Here is a 17,737-nt window from a genome sequence, read left to right as displayed (position 1 = left end):
CGCTCAGATGCTCGCCCGCACCGCCAGGAGGGGGCACTCGAACGGATCGTGCTCGCCGAGGCCGACGCGGTTGATGTATCGGAACACGATCGCGTACGAACGCCACAGCGTGGTCTGCGTGTAGGGCACGTCGTGCTGGTGCAGGTAGTCGGCGATGAGCGGTGCGGCGCGCCGGAGGTGCGGCCGGGGCATCGAAGGGAACAGGTGGTGCTCGATCTGGTAGTTCAGCCCGCCCATCACGAAGTCGAGCACGCGGTTGCCGCGGATGTTGCGGCTCATGAGGGCCTGACGGCGCAGGAAGTCGAGCTTCATGCCTGCCGGCACGAGCGGCATTCCCTTGTGGTTCGGGGCGAACGACATGCCCATGTAGAACCCGAACACCCCGAGCTGGATCGCGAGGAACACGACGGCCTTCTCGGGCGAGAGCACGAGGAAGACCAGCGCGAGGTACCCGAGGATGCGCACGGCGAGGAAGGTGATCTCGACCGGGCGCCGTGCGAGGTGATCGCGGGCGAGCACCCGGTGCACGCTCGATGCGTGCAACGAGAGCCCCTCGAGCAGCAGGATCGGGAAGAAGAACAGCCCCTGATGCGCGATGAGCCAGCGGAAGAACGCCGCCCGGTCCTGCGCCGCCTGCTCGGGCGTGAACGCGACGACCGGGAGGTCGATGTCGGGGTCCGAGCCGATCTGGTTGGGAGTCGCGTGGTGGCGGGTGTGCTTGTGCTGCCACCATCCGTAGCTCATGCCGACGAATCCGCCGAGGATGAGGCTCGCCCAGTCGTTCCACTTGCCGGAACGGAAGATCTGGCGATGTGCGGCGTCGTGGCCGAGGAACGCGGTCTGCGTGAAGAGGAAGGCGAAGCCGACCGCGGTGAACATCTGCCACCACGTGTCGCCGATCCACACGAAGAGCACGATCGCGCCGCCGATTGCGACGGGAACCGCGATGAGCTTCGTCCAGTAGTAGCCGTATCGGCGACGCATGAGACCGGCGGACTTCACGAGCCGTGCGAGTTCGGTGAAGTCGCTGTTGCCGGGCGAACCCCCTGACGCGACGAGGGGTTCGGGCTGGGGCGAGATCGCCTGACTGGTCATGATGACCTTCTTCCTGCCGTTCCCGGGTGTTCGGGGAACGGTGCGGCGACGACGCTGCCGTCCGCACGATCCCACGCTACGCCGCATCGCCCCCGTGACTGGAAACCCTCGCGATACTCACAGGCTCCGCGACGTCAATCGGCGACGCCGCGCACCCGCCGCGAGGCGTCGACGACGCGCAGCAGCGTGGCGAGTGCGGCCTGCAGCTCTGCGGTGCCCACGACCGCACCGACGGCGTCGGCCCAGGCGTGCTGGGCCGCGCCGAGGCGTTCGACGGCCGCCCGCCCGCCCGCCGTTGGCTGCAGCAGTTTCGCGCGACGGTGCCGCGGATTGTCGTCGTACTCCGCCCACCCCCGCTCCACGAGGAGATCCGCGGTGCGCTGCACGCTCTGCCGTGCGAGCCCGAGACCGACCCGTCTGGCGATCTCGGCCACCGGGAGCCCCGCGTCGAGGGTCGCACCGAGCACCTGCCACTGAGCGGGGGTGAGCCCCTCGGGGCCCGCGATGTCGCGAGCGGCCTCGAGGAACTCGCCGTTCAGCTCGAACACCGGCAGCACGAGTTCGGTGAGGGCGTCGCCCGCGACGCTGCGACGGGTGGTCATTCGGCACCCACGAGCGCATCGAAGTATCGACGCTCGCCGGTGGTGTAAAGGCCGTACCAAGCGTCGATGACCGATTGCGGCATGGCGCCGAGCACCTCGAAGATCGCCTTGGCGAACTCGAGAGGAGACGTCGCGCCCGCCGTGATCACCCCGCCGTCGACGACGGCGCGCTCATCGGCGTAGAGGCCCGCTCCCCCGTACGCGTCGGCCATGGCCAGGAAGTCGGGGGCGTTGCTGGTGTGCCGTCGGCCGTCGAGCAGACCGGCCCGGGCGAGGCCGAGGGTGCCGCCGCAGATCGCCGCGATCGGAGTACCCGACGCGGCGAGACGGGCGGCGAGCGCGAGCACCTGCTCGTGCCCCTCGCCCCAGCTGTCGGCGCCCGGGAGGACGAGCATGGCGATGTCGTCGGGATCGAGGTCGGCGAGCGCGGCATCGGGGCGCACGTGGAGCCCGCCCATCGTGTCGACCTCGGCCGCGGTCTCGCCCGCGGTCACGAGCCGGATCGCACCTCCGGCCATGCCCAGCCCGGCGGTGAGATAGCCGTACTCCCAGTCGGCCATGGTGTCCGTTGCGTAGAGCACGACGAGCTTCTCGTTCGATTCGGTGTTTGTCAGCATGCTGTCATCATGTCAGATTGACAGCATGCTGTCAATCAAGGAGGGAGGGGACGTCGGTGGCTGTGCGCTGCGTACAATCAGAGCACTGCGCATCACGCGCCCCGCCAACACCCCCTGGAGGCCACTGCTTCGTGACGAGACCCGACCGCGATCGAACCCCTGACCGGCTGCAGCACGACGGACACGCGTTCGCGAGGAGGGAAGCGACGCCCGCCCCGCCGATGCGGCTCTCCGACGCGTCCGAACTCGTGCTCGTGGCATCCGCCGGTCGGGCGCTCCGCTTCGATCGCGACGATCTCGTGCTGCGCAAGGGCCAGTACGCCCTGCGGAACGGCCACATGACGCCGCAGGAGTCGATGGTCGAGGACCTGCTCGCGCTCGGCGCCGCGCTCGACGAGGCCGAGATCCCGTTCCTCCTCGTTCGCGGCAACGACGACCGCCCGATCATCGCCGTCGACCGCGCCGAGCGCAAGGCCGTGGCCCGCGTCTTCGCCGAGGCGTTCGCCGACGAGCCGTTCTACGCCACGACGCTCGCACCGAAGCGCGCCGCGGAGACGCACCCCGTGCTCCTGGCCGACGGCCGGCTCTCCGCCGGGCGGAAGCCGACGCTGCTGCGGGTCTACCGCCCCCGAGTCGAGCCGATCGGGCGCTTGCGCTATGGCAGCGAGACCGCCGTGCAGCTCGAGTTCTGGCGCTTCGGCGACGAGACGATCGAGGCGCCCGCCGAGAACGTGCTGATGCGCCGCACCCTCCAGCGCTCCGAGACCACCGACGACGTCGTGCACCTGCACGGGCGTGACTGGCCGACCCTCGAGCACATGTGGGAGCCGCTCGCGAGCGACGTCGACTTCGAGATCGACATGGTCTTCTCCTGGGTCGACGGCTCGAGCGACGAGTTCATCCGCGAGCGGGCCAAGCGCATGCAGAGCTACGTCGTCGGCGAGGGCGACGACTCCGAGGCCCGGTACCGGCAGATCGACGAGCTGAAGTACGCGCTGCGCTCGGTGCACCTCTTCGCACCGTGGGTGCGCCGTATCTTCATCGCGACCGACTCGGGTGCGCCCGCCTGGCTCGCGAAGCACCCCAAGGTCACGATCGTGCCGAGCGAGGCGATGTTCGCCGACACCTCCGTGCTGCCGACGCACAACTCGCACGCCGTCGAGAGCCAGCTGCACCACATCGACGGCCTCGCCGAGCACTTCCTCTACTCCAACGACGACATGTTCTTCGGCCGCCCCCTGAGCCCGTCGCTGTTCTTCTCGCCCGGCGGCATCACGAAGTTCGTCGAGGCCGCGACCCGCATCGGCCTCGGTGCGACCCACCCCGGCCGCAGCGGCTTCGAGAACGCCGCCCGGGTCAACCGCGCGCTGCTGCGCGAACGGTTCGGCAAGGTCACGACCCGGCACCTCGAGCACTGCGCCGCTCCGCTGCGCAAGAGCGTCATGGCCGAGCTCGAGGCGGCGTTCCCCGAGGAGTTCCGGCGCACGGCGGCGAGCCGCTTCCGCTCGGCGACCGACATCTCGGTGACGAACTCGCTGTACCACTACTACGCGCTGCTCGCCGGGCACGCCGTCGCGCAGACCGATGCGCGCGTCAAGTACGTCGAGACGACGCTGCGCCAGGCCCTGCCCGCGATGAAGGAGCTCCTGAAGCACCGCGATCACGACATGTTCTGCCTGAACGACGGCAGCTTCCCCGAGATCTCGGTCGAGGAGCGCACGGCGGCGGTCATCGACTTCCTCGAGCGCTACTTCCCGTTCCCCGCCCCGTGGGAGAAGGAGGCGGCGGATGCCTCGGAGCTGTTGGGCGCCGCGGCATCCGCTGCCCCTGACCGTATCGCCTGACGCAGGCGCCTCGGCTACTGCAGTGCGGAGGTGAGGCGCGCCACTCCGTCGAGGAACGTCGCCGACGCGGGCTCGCGATCCCACTCCTCGAGGGTGAGTTGGCGACCCGCGTCGCGATAGCCCTGCTCGACGGCGCGCATCTGCTCGACGAACGAACGACCGCGCACGAGCAGGGAGACCTCGGAGTTCAGGCTGAACGAGCGGATGTCCATGTTGCTCGACCCGATCACCGCGACGTCGTCGTCGATCGAGAGGTGCTTCGAGTGCAGGATGTAGGGCCCCGGGTAGAGCCAGATCTGCACGCCCGCCTGCAGCAGGTCGCGGTAGTACGAACGCTGCGCGTGCCAGACCGAGCCCTGGTCGCCGATCTCCGAGACGAAGAGCTGCACGTCGAGCCCGCGGTAGCAGGCCGAGGTGATCGCGTAGAGCATCGCCTCGTCGGGCACGAAGTACGGGCTCGTGATGATGGCCTGTCGCTGCGCAGAGTTGATGAGGGTGAGGAAGAGCCGCAGGCCGTTCTCGGCGTCGTAGCCGGGGCCGCTCGGCACGACCTGGCAGACGAGCGCGTCGGATGCATCGTCGGCGGGCACGGCCGCGGCCGGCACGTTCTCCTCGTCGCCGAGGATCTCGTCGGTCTCGAGGTACCAGTCCGACATGAACACGGTGTTGATCGCGGTCACGACGGGGCCCGTGACCCGGGTCACGAGCTCCTGCCACATGAGTCCGCGCTTGATGTTCTTCGGCGAGTTGTAGCTGCGGGCGATGAGGTTCTGCGAGCCCATGAACCCGACGAGCCCGTCGACGACGACGAGCTTGCGGTGATTGCGCAGGTCGGGTCGCTGGTACTGCCCCTTGCGCAGGCGCACCGGCAGCATCGAGCTCCACTTCGCGCCGATCCGGTCGAGTTCGGCGTACGTCGCGTCGTGGTCGGCCGTGCGGTTCGTCGCCACCGCGTCGAGCAGCACCCGCACGGTGACCCCGCGCTGCACCGCACGCTCCATCGCCGCGAAGAACCCGCGCGTCGTGTCGTCGAACGAGACGATGTAGAACTCCACGTGCACGAACCGGGCTGCGGCGTCGATCTCGGCGGCCATCGCGTCGATCGAGGCCTGGTAGTCGCCGATGAGCTCGGCGGTGTTGCCGCCGACGGCGGGCAGCGCACCGAGCGTACGGTTCTGCTCGGTGAGCGTGGCGAACCACTCGGGCCACGTCGCGCGATCGGGGGTGAGGTCGACGCCCTCGGTCTTCGCGGCGATCATCTCGTTGATCTCACGCTGCTTCTCGCGCCGCTTCTTCGGCAGCTTCACACTGCCGATCAGGAGGAAGAAGAGGATGCCGACGAAGGGGATCAGGAAGATCGCGAGCAGCCACGCCATGGCGGCGGTCGGCTTGCGTCCCCGCGGCACGATGATCAGCGCGGCGATGCGGATGGCGAGGTCTGCCAGGATCAGCAGGCCTCCGATGATCGCGGCGAGCTCCGTGCTCATACGCCACCTCCCCAGGTCGTCTGCTCGCCTCGCGCACGTGCAGGGCCGCTGCGTTCGGGAGAAGTCGTCTGAGTATGGCATTCCGCTCCGATCGCACGGAAGGACGCGCGGACGAACCGGGAGGCCCGCTCGTCGGCTCGCTCCCGTTCGCGGCCGTCAGCCCGCGAGCACTGGAATCGGCATGGTGAACGGCGGGGCCTTCGGCACCGGCGCGGTCGCGGCATCCGCGATGCCGATGCCCGAGGCCGCGAGACGCCGCGCGCTCTCCTCTGCGTCGATCCAGTCGAGCGCGGCGTACGACCCGAGCGGCACGACCGAGTGCAGCACCGTGGTCGGGTACACGTGCACGAGGTTGAAGGCGCGTGCGCCGTCGCGACCGCGGGTGCCGCCGACGGGCACGTTGAGGTCTTGCGTGTAGCAACTGGCCGAGGCCACCGAGACGGGCACGCCCGCGAACGTCGCCGTCGAGGAGTAGTGCAGGTGACCGGCGATGATCGAGCGGATGTCGCTGCCCTCGACCACCTCGGCGAGCCCGCCCTGATCGCGCAGTTCGACGGCCGCTGCGAGGTCGAGCACACTCGGCACGGGCGGGTGGTGCATGGCGAGGATCGTGCCGTGCGGCGCGGGAATCGAGAGCTCCTCGGCGAGCCAGTCGAGCTGCTCGGGCGCGACCTCGCCGTGGTGATGCCCGGGCACGGTGGAGTCGAGGGTGATGACGCGCAGCCCGTTGACGTCGTCGACCCGGTCGACCGGGCGTGCGCCGCCCTCGGCGCCGGCACTGCGCTCGCCGAGCAGCCCGCGACGGAACGCCGCCCGCTCGTCGTGGTTGCCCATGACCCAGATCACCTGGGCGCCGAGCCGGTCGGCGACGGGGTCGACGATGCGACGGATGCGGTCGTACGCGTCGGGCTCCCCCTTGTCGGCGAGGTCGCCGGTGAAGACGATCGCCTCGGGCCTGCCACCGGATGCCTCGAACTCCTCGAAGAGCGTCTGCAGGTGCCGCTCGCTCGCGACCCGGTCGTAGAGCCTGCCGCCACCGGCGAGCACGTGGGTGTCGCTGATGTGGAGGAGGAAGTGGTCCGGCCGGGGGTACTCGGCCGTACGGCTCGTCACGATTCATCCCATCGATCGGTGAAGACGCGCGACCTCGGGCGTCCTGGCATGGACACTAGCCGACCATGCCCGCCTGAACGGCGCATGAACACGGCCTGTGCGCAAGCCCGGCGATCCCGCCACGGTGCGTCACGCGAGCCGGCGGCCGATTCTCCGACAGGATGTCCGGAGCAGGCGCGAGGGGGAACGGTGTCGTCGAAGAACACGAAGAACGAGCTGCCGTCATGGGGCGACGAGGTCTGGCTGACGCGCGGGCAGCGGCGATTCATCGGCACGGTGTCGGCCATCGCCGTCATCGGGTTCGTGCTCACGTGGGTGCTCACCCTGACGCCGTGGCCGTCGGCGCTCGCGATCCGGGCGGTGTTCGAGAAGGGCGGCACCGACACCGCAGCCGAGATGGCGAAGTACGTCACCGATGCCCCGCTCACCGAGCAGCTCGGCGTGCCGGTCGAGGGCGACGCGGCCGACGACGGCATCACGTTCGACGTGTTCTCGCCCGCCGGCGGCGACGAGCCGCTGCCCACGGTCGTCTGGGTGCACGGCGGGGCGTGGATCTCGGGCGACTCGTCGAACGTCGATCCCTACCTGCGCATCCTCGCGGCGGAGGGGTACACGACCGTCGGCCTGAACTACACGCTCGGCCCCGAGGGCGCCTATCCGCTCGCCGTGCACCAGCTGAACGACGCGCTCGCGACGCTCGACGCGCGTGCCGAGGAGTTCCGCATCGACCCAGACCGGATCGTGCTCGCGGGCGACTCGGCCGGAGCGCAGCTCGCGAGCCAGCTCGCGGCGCTCACGACGAACCCCGATTACGCCGCGCTCCTGAGTATCGACCCGGCGCTCGACGCCGACCAGGTCGCGGGAGTGGTGCTGAACTGCGGGGTCTACGACCTCGACGCGATGTCGGAACTCACCGGCATCGGGGCATGGGGGCTGAAGATCGCCCTCTGGGGCTACACCGGCGCCCAGGACTGGTCGCAGCGTTCGTCGGGCACGACGATGTCGACGATCGATTTCGCGACCGCCGACTTCCCGGCGACGTACATCTCCGGCGGCAACGGCGACGCCCTCACCTGGATCCAGTCGCTGCCCATGGAGGCGCGCCTCGCAGAGCTGGGCGTCGACGTCACCTCGCTGTTCTGGCCCGCCGACCACGAGCCCGCATTGCCGCACGAATACCAGTTCCACCTCGACCGCGAAGAGGCGCAGGCGGCACTCGTCGAGACCCTCGAGTTCCTGGAGGGCGTCACGAGCTGAGCCGGCAGCGCCTTCGACGCCCAGCCACCTGCTCGCCCGAGCAAGTTAGGGTTGCCTTACCACCCGCGGCGCAGCACTCAGCACGCGACCCGCGAACCGGAAGGCGAAATTGACCGACACCTCTCGCGCCCAGCGACCCCAACGACCCCAGCGACCCCAGATCGTGCTGGAGTCGCTCGAGCGCATCCAGCTGACCCCGCACATGGTCCGCATCGTCGCCGGCGGCCCCGGCATCGCCGCCGTCGACGACAACGGCTTCACCGATGCGTACACGAAGATGCTGTTCGCGCATCCCGACACCGACCTCACGCCGCCCTACGACCTCGAGGCGCTCCGAGCCGAACTGTCCATCGAGCGCATGCCGTCGAGACGCACCTATTCGATCCGACGCTTCGACCTCGCGAACGAACGCATCTGGATCGACTTCGTCGTGCACGGCACATCGGGCATCGCGGGCCCATGGGCGGATGCCGCGAAGCCGGGTGACCCGCTCGTGCTCGGCGGGATCGGGGGCGGCTACGCGCCCGACCCCGCGGCGGACTGGCACCTGCTCGCGGGCGACGACTCCGCGTTGCCGGCGATCGCCGCCTCGCTCGATGCCATGCCGCCCGACACCGTCGGTGTCGCACTGCTCGAGGTCGACGGCGACGACGACCGGGTCGAGCTGTCGGCCCCGGCGGGCGTGCGCATCGAGTGGCTGCATCGCAACGGTCGAGAAGCCGGCACCACCACGCTGCTGGCGGATGCGGTGCGCGCGCTCGAATGGCCGGACGGTCGCGTGCAGGTCTTCGCTCACGGCGAGCGCGGAGCCATGAAGGCGCTCCGTCCCTACTTCACCGACGAGCGCGCGCTGGACCGCTCGCAGCTCTCGCTCTCGGCCTACTGGGCGTACGGCCGCGCGGAGGACACCTTCCAGGCGGAGAAGCGCGAGGAGATCGGACAGATCTGAGCTCGTCCTCCGTCGACGATGCGGCGACGACGGCGACCCGGCGCATTCCCGGGCGCGCGCCCTCGCCCACGAGATCCACAGCCGCACGCGCCTACGCTCGAAGGCATGTCAGACCCGCGCAGGACAGGGGGTTGCGGATGACACGAATCGCGCTGCCCGACGGCCGGCACTTCGCCGTCACCTGGTCGATCCCCGATGCCTTCGGCGGCATGACCGACGCACTGCTGCGACGATCGGCGGCGTTCCACCGCGTCGACGGCGTCGAGGTCGACGTCCTGACGTTCGATGCCCGCCCCGACACCCCCGACGTCGAACTGGCGCTGCGCGAACGAGGGGCGCTCGCGCCCGGCGTGCGCATCACGAACCTCTACGACTGGCTCCGGCGGCATCCGCTGCCCGTCGGCTCGTTGCGCCTCGATCGCGACGCGTTCACTCCGCTCGCACCCGACGACGCGGACGAGGTGCGGCGGCGGGGCGACCGCGTCATGAGCCGATCACGGCTCGATGCCGACGGCAACGCCCTGCAGACCGACCACTACCGCGATGACGGCACCCTGCTCCTCTCCGACCGGCACGACACCCGCGAGCGGGGCGTGCTCGGCGGGCGATCGGTGGTGCTGTGCGACGGCGAGGGCCGACCCGTTCGTTCGTGGCGTCGCCTCTGGACCATGTACCGGGCGTGGCTCGACGCGCTGACCGCGGGCGAGGCGAGCTTCATGATCGTCGACAGCAAGACGATGGCGCCGTTCATGCTCGAGTATCGGCGGGCGCACGTGGTGACCGCGCATGTCGTGCACGCCTCCCATCGCTCGACGGCATCGGCGATGGCGACCGATGCGAATCCGATCCGTCGATCGCGTCGCGAGGTGCTCGAGCGGCTCGACGACTTCGATGTCGTGGCCGTGCTCTCCCGGCGGCAGCGAGACGACCTCGAGCGGATCGTCGGCCGGCACGACCACCTCGCCGTGATCCCGAACCCGCGACCGCTCGCACCCGACGACGTCCGTGCGCACGCTGGGTCGCCACGGGACCCCGCCCGCGGCGTCGTGCTCGCCGCGCTCACCCGGCGCAAGCGCGTCTCGCACGCGATCGCCGCCGTGCAGGCGGCCAACGCGCGCGCCGGCGTCGACGTGCACCTCGATATCTACGGCGACGGCGAGAGTCGCCCGGCACTCGAACGCCGCATCACCGCCCCCGCGGCGATCGAGCTCCACGGATTCGACCCCGACGCGCGTCGGCACCTCCCCGACGCGTCGTTCCTCCTGCTCACCTCGCACTCCGAGGGGTTCCCGCTCGTGCTCGTCGAGGCGATGGCCGCCGGCTGCCTGCCGATCGCCTACGACATCCCCTACGGTCCCGCCGACCTCATCCGCGACGGACGCAACGGCTTCCTCGTGCCGCCCGGCGACATCGACGCGCTCGCCGGTGCGATCGAGCGGCTGCAGCGGATGTCGCCGCGACGCGTCGCTCGCATGCGGGCCGCCGCCGTGCGCACCGCGAGCCGGTTCGACGAGGAGCGGGTGACGCGCATCTGGGCCCGAGAACTGCGCCATGCGGAGGTGCGCAAGGCGGTGCGGCGCACGGGGCGGTTCGGCCGGGCACGCGCCGCCGCATCGCGGCTGCCCCTCCCCCGGCCGGTGCGAACGGCCGGGGTGACCGTCGTCTCGGCGATCGACCGCACCGCGCGACGCCTCGGGCGCGTGGGCTAGACTCTGCCGTCGGGCCTGCGAGCGAGCGGCCCCTGATGCGAGAGGCGGTGAGGGCGATGGCCGATCATAGTACCGACGCTGCCACCGCTGCTGCGTCGTCGCTCCGTTCCCGCCTGCGCTGAGCCCCTGCTCGCCCACGCACGAACCGCGTTCCGATCCGCACCCGGCTGGCGGCGTCAACCGCTCACCTGCCGAACCCGGCGCGCTGCCGCGCGCCCTGCGAGAACGGATCGCTCATGTCACCACTGGTCGACAACGGCGTCTACGTCGACGGACGTCGCGTCGAGACGCCCACGAACCTCGACGACACCTACCGCCTCATGGACGACCATGACGGCCTCGCCTGGATCGGTCTCTACCGGCCGAGTCCGCGCGAAGTCGCCTCCGTCGCCCGCGAGTTCGACCTGCATCCGCTCGCCGTCGAAGACGCGCTGACGGGCCACCAGCGGTCGAAGCTCGAACGCTACGGCGACACCCTCTTCGCCGTGCTGCGACCCGCGCGGTACCGCGACGAGCTCGAGACGGTCGAGTTCGGCGAACTCCACCTCTTCGTCGGCCCCGACTTCGTCGTCACCATCCGCCACGCGGAATCGCCCGACCTCGCCGCAGTGCGCCGGCGCATGGAGTCGAGCCCCGAGCTGCTCGCGATGGGTCCGGAGGCCGTGCTCTACGCGATCCTCGACGAGGTCGTCGACGAGTACGAGCCGGTCGTCGCGGGTCTCGAGAACGACATCGACGAGATCGAGGACCAGCTCTTCGGCGACAGCGACGACGACGCACTCTCGCGGCGCATCTACGAGCTCTCGCGCGAGGTCATCAACTTCCAGCGCGCCGTGCAGCCGCTCGCGTCGATGCTCGAGTGGCTGCGCCGGGGCTCCGAGAAGTACCGGGTCGACGTCGAGCTGCAGCGCTCCCTCCGCGACGTGCTCGACCACGCCATCCGCATCAACGAGCGGGTCGGCTCGTTCCGCGCCATCCTCGACAACGCCCTCACGGTGCACTCTGCCCTCGTGGCACGTCGTCAGACCGACACGAGCCTGCGCCAGAACGACGAGATCAAGAAGATCTCGTCGTGGGCGGCGATCATCTTCGCGCCGACCCTCATCGGCACCGTCTACGGAATGAACTTCGACGTCATGCCCGAGACGCACTGGGAGCTCGGGTATCCGGCCGCACTCGCAGCGATGGTGCTGTTCGGCGTCGGGCTCTACGCGGTGTTCAAGTTCAAGAAGTGGTTGTGACGCCGCCGCGGCACCGACTCGTCACTTGGGCTTCTTCGGCCCTCTGCCCTGACCGGGGTGGTCGTCGGGCTCTTCGGGCGCGGCCGTCGGCTCGGCCGGCTCGTCGTCGACCACGACCGGCGGCTCGATGATCTCCTCGGGCACCGGGGGCGTCGGCGCGACCGGCGTCGGAGGTGCGGAAGTCGGCAGCACCGGGCCGTACGGGCTGGGTGCTGCCGGCGTCGTCGACGTCGGTCGCGGCTCGTCGATCGACGTCGATGCCTCGTTCCCGGATGCACCGCCGGCGGGAGCCTGCATCATGGCGATGCCCGCTGCTCCCGTGCCGACGACGACGAGACCGGTGAGCGCGACCATCGCGCCGATCCGGTGACGGCCGAGCCAGGCGCTGGATGCCGCCAGGAACGGCAGCATGGGTTCGAGCATCGTGCCGGTGCGGGAGGCGGGGGCCGCGCGGCGTCCGCGAGCACGTCGCGGAGCCTCATCCGATCGATCGCGTTCGGACACCGTCGCCCTCCTCTCCGTCGCGTCGAGGACGCGTCCGTCAACGACAGTACCCAACGCGCAGCTCTCGAATCGAGACGGTTCAGTCGTCGGCGACGGGCGAGACGACGATGCGCTCGGTGCCGACCAGCACGATCTGCACGGCGAACGCGAGCACGGCGCCGCCCGCATAGGCGAGCAGGTCGATCGGATCGAATGCGCTGCCGAGCAGCAGGCGAGACGGCGGGAAGGCGTCGACCACGAGTTGCGGCAGCTCGGTCAGCTGCAGCAGCTCGATCACCGTCGCGAACCCGAACGCCGTCGCCGAGCTGACCGCCGCGCCGAGCCGCGGCAGGATCGCGCGCAGCAGGCAGGCGATGAACACGATGTAGACGACGCTGCCGAGCACGTCGATGACTGGCGTGCGCTCGAGGAGCTGCAGGCCGAGACCGAGTGCGAGGCCGACAGCCGCGGCCGACCCGCTCCGCACCCGGATGCCGCGCGAGTCGGTCGGCAGCGCCATCCGCCGATCAGCCCTTGTGACGGGGCTTCCGGAACGGCTTGCCGCCGTCGCCATCGCCGCCGCGGTCGTTCGACCGTCGCGTCGGGGCGCCGCGGTCGGGACGCAGCTCGATGAGCCGGCCCGAGATGCGGGTGGCGTCGAGTCGTTCCAGCGTCTCCTGGGGCAGGTTCGCCGGGAGCTCCACGAGGGAGAACTCGGGACGGATCTGGATGGAGCCGAAGTCCTCGCGGCTCAGGCCGCCCTCGTTCGCGAGCGCACCGACGATCTGGCGCGGCTCGACCTTGTGGCGCTTGCCGACCGCGATGCGGTACGTCGCCATGGGACCGCTGGCCGGACGCTGGCGCCGTTCGGGGCGGTCACCCCGGTCGCCGCCGCGATCGAAGCGGTCGCCCCGGTCGCGGTCTCGACGGTCGCCGCGCTCGGGCCGATCGCCGCGAGCCGGGCGATCCGACCACTCGCGTTCGGCGCGGCGGGCCGCCTCGGGCTCGAGGAGCAGCGGCGACTCGCCCTGCGCCACGACGGCGAGCGCGGCCGCGACATCCGCTTCGGGCACGTCGTGGTTGCGCACGTAGTGGGCGATGATGTCGCGGAACCCGTCGATGCGCTCGCTCTGGTCGAGTGCCGCGGTGATGCGGTCGTCGAAGCGCGCGAGGCGCGTGACGTTGACGTCGTCGACGCTCGGCAGCTGCATCTGCACGATCGGCTGGCGCGTCGCCTTCTCGATGCGGGCGAGGAGGCTGCGCTCGCGCGGCGTGACGAAGCTGATCGCGTCGCCCGTGCGGCCGGCGCGACCCGTGCGGCCGATGCGGTGCACGTAGGGCTCGCTGTCGGTCGGGATGTCGAAGTTCACCACGTGGCTGATGCGCTCGACGTCGAGGCCTCGCGCCGCGACATCCGTGGCCACCAGGATGTCGAGCTTGCCCGACTTCAACTGGTTGACGGTGCGCTCGCGCTGCACCTGGGCGATGTCGCCGTTGATCGCGGCGGCCGAGTACCCGCGGGCGCGGAGCTTCTCGGCGAGCTCTTCGGTGACGCTCTTCGTGCGAACGAAGACGATCATGCCCTCGAAGTTCTCGACCTCGAGGATGCGGGTGAGGGCGTCGACCTTCTGCTGGTACGAGACGATGAGGTAACGCTGGCTGATGTTCGCCGAGGTCTGCGTCTTCGTCTTGACGGTGATCTCTTCGGGGTCGTGCAGGTACTGCTTCGACATGCGGCGGATCGCCGCGGGCATGGTCGCCGAGAAGAGGGCGACCTGCTTGGTGTCGGGGGTGTCGGCGAGGATCGTCTCGACGTCTTCGGCGAAGCCCATCTTGAGCATCTCGTCGGCCTCGTCGAGCACGAGGTACTTGAGCTCCGAGAGGTCGAGGGTGCCCTTGTCGAGGTGGTCCATGATGCGACCCGGGGTGCCGACGACGATGTGCACGCCGCGGCGCAGCGCCGAGAGCTGTACGCCGTAGCCCTGGCCGCCGTAGACGGGCAGGATGTGCACGCCCTTGAGGTGCGAGGCGTACTTCTCGAAGGCCTCGCAGACCTGCAGCGCGAGCTCGCGGGTGGGGGCGAGCACGAGGGCCTGCGGGGTCTTCTGGGAGAGGTCGAGGCGCGAGAGGATGGGCAGCGCGAACGCCGCCGTCTTGCCGGTGCCGGTCTGGGCGAGGCCCACGACGTCGCGCCCGGCGAGGAGCGACGGAATCGTCGCGGCCTGGATCGCGGAAGGGGTCTCGTAGCCGACATCGGCGAGGGCCTTCAGGACCGCGCCATCGAGTCCGAGGTCGGAGAATGTCGTCGCGGCGGGCTCTTCTGGAGCCTCCACCTCGACCGGAGCTTGGTCAGCAGTCACGCTTCAGGGTAGTCCGTGGAGCTGGGAGAACGCAGCTCAGGAGCTTCGGGCATCAATCGAATGACGCATTGGCACCCGGTTCGGGCGGGCATACGGTGGGAACCGACGGGGTGACCCGACAGGGGGATTCGCGATGAACAGCACTGCCACCGCGCCGGAAAGCACCGGCGCACGGCGATGGGTCGGACTCGGCGTGCTCGCCGCAGCACTCTCGATGATCGTGCTCGACGGCACGATCGTGGGCATCGCGCTGCCGACGATCATCACCGACCTGAAGCTCGACTTCAGCGAGGCGCAGTGGGTGAACGGCATCTACTCGGTGATCTTCGCCGCGCTGCTGCTCACCGCCGGGCGGCTCGGCGACCGCCTCGGCCGACGCCGCGCGATGGTGGCCGGCATCCTGGTATTCCTGGCCGGCAGCCTGCTCGCGGCGCTCGCCACGGGCGGCACCTCGCTCATCCTCGCGCGCTTCGTGCAGGGCATCGGCGGCGCGTTCATCCTCCCGACGACGCTGTCGACGGTCAACGCCACGTTCCGCGGTCGCGATCGCGCGGTCGCGTTCGGCGTCTGGGGCGCCGTGATCTCGGGCGTCGCCGCGCTCGGGCCGCTCCTCGGGGGTTGGCTCACGCAGTCGTTCGGGTGGGAGTGGATCTTCCTCGTCAACCTCCCGTTCGGCGCGATCATCCTCGTCGCGACTTTCCTCACCGTGCCCGAGACGCGCGCCGTCATCACCTCGAAGGGCCTCGACGTCGACGGGCTGCTCCTCTCGGCGATCGGCTTCGGCGCACTCGTGTTCGGCCTCATCGAGGGCGGATCGCTCGGCTGGTGGGCGCCGAAGCAGCAGTTCGAGCTCTTCGGCTGGACCTGGCCGACCTCGTGGCCCATCTCGCCCGTGCCGGTGGCGATCGCGATCGGCCTCGTCGCCCTGGTGCTCTTCTTCTTCTGGGAGCGGCATCGCGCCAGGAACGGTCGATCGGCGATCCTCGACGTCCATCTCTTCTCGGTGCCCACCTTCACGTGGGGCAACCTCGTCGCGATGTGCGTCGCGATCGGCGAGTTCGGCACCCTCTTCGTGCTCCCCCTGTTCATCGTCAACGCGCTCGGCCTGTCGACGCTCGCGGCCGGCTTCGTGCTCGCGGCCATGGGACTCGGCGCGTTCGTCTCCGGCGCCATGGCCCGCCACGTCGCAGAGCGGTTCGGGGCGCCGACGGTCGTCGTGATCGGTCTCGTGCTCGAGGTCGCCGGCGCCGTCTTCGCCGCCGTGCTGCTGTCGTCCGAGATGAACGCCTGGCTGCTCGCTACGGTGCTCGCCCTGTACGGCCTCGGCCTCGGCCTCGCCTCGGCGCAGCTCACGGGAACCGTGCTCGCCGACATCCCGCCCGAGGAGTCGGGCCAGGGCTCGGCGACCCAGAGCACCGGTCGGCAGGTCGGCTCCGCCCTCGGAACGGCGATCATCGGGGCCGTGCTCGCGGCGGGACTCGCGGTCGCGCTGCCGGCTCAGGTCGACACCGTCGAGGGCGTGCCCGCCGCGGCATCCGAGCAGATCGTCTCCGCGACGGAGGAATCGGCGGGCGGCACGATCCCGCAGGTACGCGCTGCAGGCACCGAGGGCCAGCTCGGCTCGGCCGGACCCGCCGTCGCCGATGCACTCGCCGACGGCATGGCGGATGCCTCGCGCTGGGCGCTGCTCGCGGCCGCCGGGTTCCTCGTGCTCGGCGGGGCGTTCGCACTGCGGCTCCGCGTCGTGGCGAAGCGGTCGAGCGCGGCCTCCGGGGATGATTCCCAACCGGTTCGGGTCGATCCCGCGTCATGAATCGGGCCGCCCTGCATCTCTCAGGTGAAGGGGGCCGAAACATGTGGGGTAGGCGCAAGCAGCAGGGTCCGGTCGAGCACGTCGAGTTCGTGACCTCGGTCGACGGCGGCCGGACGCCGGTGCGGTGCGGCTGCCCGCGCGATCTCGACCACGACCGGCCGACCTCGGCGGCGCTGGCGGCCTCCGGAACCGCCGTCGACGCGTACGCGTTCGCCGCCTGAGCTCGGGCCTCCGGCCTCCGGGCTGCAGCCGCCCGCCTCCGCTATCGTGTGCACAGCGGCGCGCCGTGCGCAGGTGCGGCCAGGAGCACGCCACCAGTCAGGGGGTGCAGCGGATGCTGCAGGCGATAGGGCACATCCTTCCGATCGCGTTGGCGGTCGCGCTCAGCTCGGTGCCGCTCATGGCGACGATCGTGATCCTGCTGTCGCCGAAGCGCGAATCCGCAGCGCCCTTCCTGATCGGCTGGGTCCTCGGCATGGCAGTGCTGGTCGTCATCTGCACCCTCTCGACGCAGGCCGTGCCGACCCCTCGTTCCGCGCGACAGCCCGATGTGGCGGTCGGCGTCGGCGAGATGCTCGTCGGCGCCGGACTCATCGTCATCGGCATCATCTCCTGGCGACGAGCGCGGAGGAACCCGGTCGAGGGCATGCCCTCGTGGCTCGGCAAGATGGAGTCGATCGGCCCCTGGAGCGCGTTCGGGCTCGGAGTGGCGCTGAACATCCGCCCCAAGGAGATCCTGCTCGCGCTCGCCGCGGGTCTGGCCATTCGCGGCGCCGGGCTCTCGGGCTCCGAGGCGGCGATCGTGATCCTCGTCTACACGCTGATCGGCGCATCGACCGTGGCCGTGCCCGTCATCGCGACGCTCATCGACGCGAAGGGCATGCAGCCGAGGCTCCTGAAGATGAAGGAGTGGCTCATCCGCAACAGCCGCGTGGTCACGTCGCTCATCCTGCTGATGGTCGGCGTGTTCATCATCGGCAGCGGCCTCGGGCGGCTCTGACGCGGCGCGACCGCCGACCGATCACTGGCCGAGCCGGCGAGCAGATCGAAGCTGACTGGCCGTCGTGTCCATTCCCAGACGTCGTCGCCCGCCCGTACGCTCGACAGTCCGTAGCAGAACAGGTCCTCCCATGTCCCACGCGATCACCGACGATCTCCCCGCCATCC

General features: G+C 70.2%; 16 protein-coding genes. 8 read left to right on the top strand and 8 right to left on the bottom strand.

All coding sequences use genetic code 11. The annotated features are described in order from the left end of the window. Positions 1-3 precede the first annotated feature (3 nt). The 3 genes from ACFCVM_RS16590 to ACFCVM_RS16580 all read right to left on the bottom strand — a co-directional run bounded on the left by ACFCVM_RS16590 (position 4) and on the right by ACFCVM_RS16580 (position 2,314). A complete protein-coding gene (locus tag ACFCVM_RS16590; RefSeq protein ID WP_375837777.1) occupies positions 4-1,095 on the bottom strand; it encodes a fatty acid desaturase family protein in 1,092 nt (363 codons plus the stop codon). Between the two features lie 134 nt (positions 1,096-1,229). Continuing rightward, complete coding sequence (locus ACFCVM_RS16585; protein WP_375837775.1) at positions 1,230-1,697, bottom strand: MarR family winged helix-turn-helix transcriptional regulator; 468 nt, start codon at positions 1,695-1,697, stop codon at positions 1,230-1,232. After that, positions 1,694-2,314 carry a DJ-1/PfpI family protein gene (locus ACFCVM_RS16580; protein ID WP_375837774.1) on the bottom strand — a complete coding sequence of 207 codons (621 nt, stop codon included), beginning with the start codon at positions 2,312-2,314 and terminating at the stop codon, positions 1,694-1,696. The genes ACFCVM_RS16585 and ACFCVM_RS16580 overlap by 4 nt, the downstream gene beginning before the upstream one ends. Before the next feature lie 221 nt (positions 2,315-2,535). Between ACFCVM_RS16580 and ACFCVM_RS16575 the strand changes: the two genes are divergently transcribed. Next, on the top strand, positions 2,536-4,158 hold the full coding sequence (locus tag ACFCVM_RS16575; protein ID WP_375838320.1) for a stealth family protein: 1,623 nt from the start codon (positions 2,536-2,538) through the stop codon (positions 4,156-4,158). A gap of 14 nt (positions 4,159-4,172) precedes the next feature. On the opposite strand, the gene cls is transcribed toward ACFCVM_RS16575, so the two are convergent. Then, a complete protein-coding gene (gene cls, locus ACFCVM_RS16570) occupies positions 4,173-5,645 on the bottom strand; it encodes a cardiolipin synthase (protein ID WP_375837773.1) in 1,473 nt (490 codons plus the stop codon). A gap of 156 nt (positions 5,646-5,801) precedes the next feature. Then, positions 5,802-6,758, bottom strand: coding sequence for a phosphodiesterase (locus ACFCVM_RS16565; RefSeq protein ID WP_375837772.1), 957 nt, complete (start codon positions 6,756-6,758; stop codon positions 5,802-5,804). A gap of 189 nt (positions 6,759-6,947) precedes the next feature. Between ACFCVM_RS16565 and ACFCVM_RS16560 the strand changes: the two genes are divergently transcribed. The 4 genes from ACFCVM_RS16560 (at position 6,948) to ACFCVM_RS16545 (ending at position 11,914) form a co-directional block, all read left to right on the top strand. Further along, positions 6,948-8,015: an alpha/beta hydrolase gene (locus ACFCVM_RS16560; RefSeq protein ID WP_375837771.1), complete on the top strand. Its 1,068-nt coding sequence runs from the start codon at positions 6,948-6,950 to the stop codon at positions 8,013-8,015. 109 nt (positions 8,016-8,124) lie between these two features. Next, positions 8,125-8,964, top strand: a complete 840-nt coding sequence (locus tag ACFCVM_RS16555; protein ID WP_375837769.1) for a siderophore-interacting protein — start codon at positions 8,125-8,127, stop codon at positions 8,962-8,964. 137 nt (positions 8,965-9,101) lie between these two features. Next, on the top strand, positions 9,102-10,673 hold the full coding sequence (locus ACFCVM_RS16550) for a glycosyltransferase (protein ID WP_375837768.1): 1,572 nt from the start codon (positions 9,102-9,104) through the stop codon (positions 10,671-10,673). Between the two features lie 236 nt (positions 10,674-10,909). After that, a complete protein-coding gene (locus ACFCVM_RS16545; protein WP_375837766.1) occupies positions 10,910-11,914 on the top strand; it encodes a magnesium and cobalt transport protein CorA in 1,005 nt (334 codons plus the stop codon). 21 nt (positions 11,915-11,935) lie between these two features. On the opposite strand, the gene ACFCVM_RS16540 is transcribed toward ACFCVM_RS16545, so the two are convergent. From ACFCVM_RS16540 to ACFCVM_RS16530, 3 genes are all read right to left on the bottom strand, one after another. Beyond that, positions 11,936-12,418, bottom strand: coding sequence for a hypothetical protein (locus ACFCVM_RS16540; protein ID WP_375837765.1), 483 nt, complete (start codon positions 12,416-12,418; stop codon positions 11,936-11,938). 79 nt (positions 12,419-12,497) lie between these two features. Continuing rightward, the gene (locus tag ACFCVM_RS16535) at positions 12,498-12,917 is read right to left on the bottom strand and encodes a DUF2809 domain-containing protein (RefSeq protein ID WP_375837764.1); all 420 of its coding nucleotides are present in this window, start codon (positions 12,915-12,917) and stop codon (positions 12,498-12,500) included. A 7-nt stretch (positions 12,918-12,924) separates the two neighbouring features. Then, positions 12,925-14,757: a DEAD/DEAH box helicase gene (locus tag ACFCVM_RS16530; protein ID WP_375837763.1), complete on the bottom strand. Its 1,833-nt coding sequence runs from the start codon at positions 14,755-14,757 to the stop codon at positions 12,925-12,927. Positions 14,758-14,890: 133 nt separating this feature from the next. Here ACFCVM_RS16530 and ACFCVM_RS16525 point away from each other — a divergent pair, with 133 nt between their 5' ends. The 3 genes from ACFCVM_RS16525 (at position 14,891) to ACFCVM_RS16515 (ending at position 17,570) form a co-directional block, all read left to right on the top strand. Next, complete coding sequence (locus ACFCVM_RS16525; RefSeq protein ID WP_375837762.1) at positions 14,891-16,570, top strand: DHA2 family efflux MFS transporter permease subunit; 1,680 nt, start codon at positions 14,891-14,893, stop codon at positions 16,568-16,570. 41 nt (positions 16,571-16,611) lie between these two features. Continuing rightward, positions 16,612-16,791: a hypothetical protein gene (locus tag ACFCVM_RS16520; protein WP_375837761.1), complete on the top strand. Its 180-nt coding sequence runs from the start codon at positions 16,612-16,614 to the stop codon at positions 16,789-16,791. Between the two features lie 113 nt (positions 16,792-16,904). Next, positions 16,905-17,570: a GAP family protein gene (locus ACFCVM_RS16515; RefSeq protein WP_375837760.1), complete on the top strand. Its 666-nt coding sequence runs from the start codon at positions 16,905-16,907 to the stop codon at positions 17,568-17,570. The last annotated feature ends 167 nt before the right edge of the window (positions 17,571-17,737 follow it).

The organism is Agromyces sp. NPDC056389, assembly GCF_042262385.1.
Taxonomy (GTDB): Bacteria; Actinomycetota; Actinomycetes; order Actinomycetales; family Microbacteriaceae; genus Agromyces.
The sequence above is the reverse complement of the archived record's forward strand: the minus strand, read 5'-3'. Positions and strand labels throughout refer to the sequence as shown.

Coding starts and splice junctions, on each gene's coding strand:
- ACFCVM_RS16575 (WP_375838320.1), top strand. CDS start 2,536: ATGCGGCTCTCCGACGCGTCCGAACTCGTGCTCGTGGCATCCGCCGGT.
- ACFCVM_RS16590 (WP_375837777.1), bottom strand. CDS start 1,095: ATGACCAGTCAGGCGATCTCGCCCCAGCCCGAACCCCTCGTCGCGTCA.
- ACFCVM_RS16550 (WP_375837768.1), top strand. CDS start 9,102: ATGACACGAATCGCGCTGCCCGACGGCCGGCACTTCGCCGTCACCTGG.
- ACFCVM_RS16585 (WP_375837775.1), bottom strand. CDS start 1,697: ATGACCACCCGTCGCAGCGTCGCGGGCGACGCCCTCACCGAACTCGTG.
- cls (WP_375837773.1), bottom strand. CDS start 5,645: ATGAGCACGGAGCTCGCCGCGATCATCGGAGGCCTGCTGATCCTGGCA.
- ACFCVM_RS16525 (WP_375837762.1), top strand. CDS start 14,891: ATGAACAGCACTGCCACCGCGCCGGAAAGCACCGGCGCACGGCGATGG.
- ACFCVM_RS16580 (WP_375837774.1), bottom strand. CDS start 2,314: ATGCTGACAAACACCGAATCGAACGAGAAGCTCGTCGTGCTCTACGCA.
- ACFCVM_RS16535 (WP_375837764.1), bottom strand. CDS start 12,917: ATGGCGCTGCCGACCGACTCGCGCGGCATCCGGGTGCGGAGCGGGTCG.
- ACFCVM_RS16515 (WP_375837760.1), top strand. CDS start 16,905: ATGCTGCAGGCGATAGGGCACATCCTTCCGATCGCGTTGGCGGTCGCG.
- ACFCVM_RS16545 (WP_375837766.1), top strand. CDS start 10,910: ATGTCACCACTGGTCGACAACGGCGTCTACGTCGACGGACGTCGCGTC.
- ACFCVM_RS16520 (WP_375837761.1), top strand. CDS start 16,612: ATGTGGGGTAGGCGCAAGCAGCAGGGTCCGGTCGAGCACGTCGAGTTC.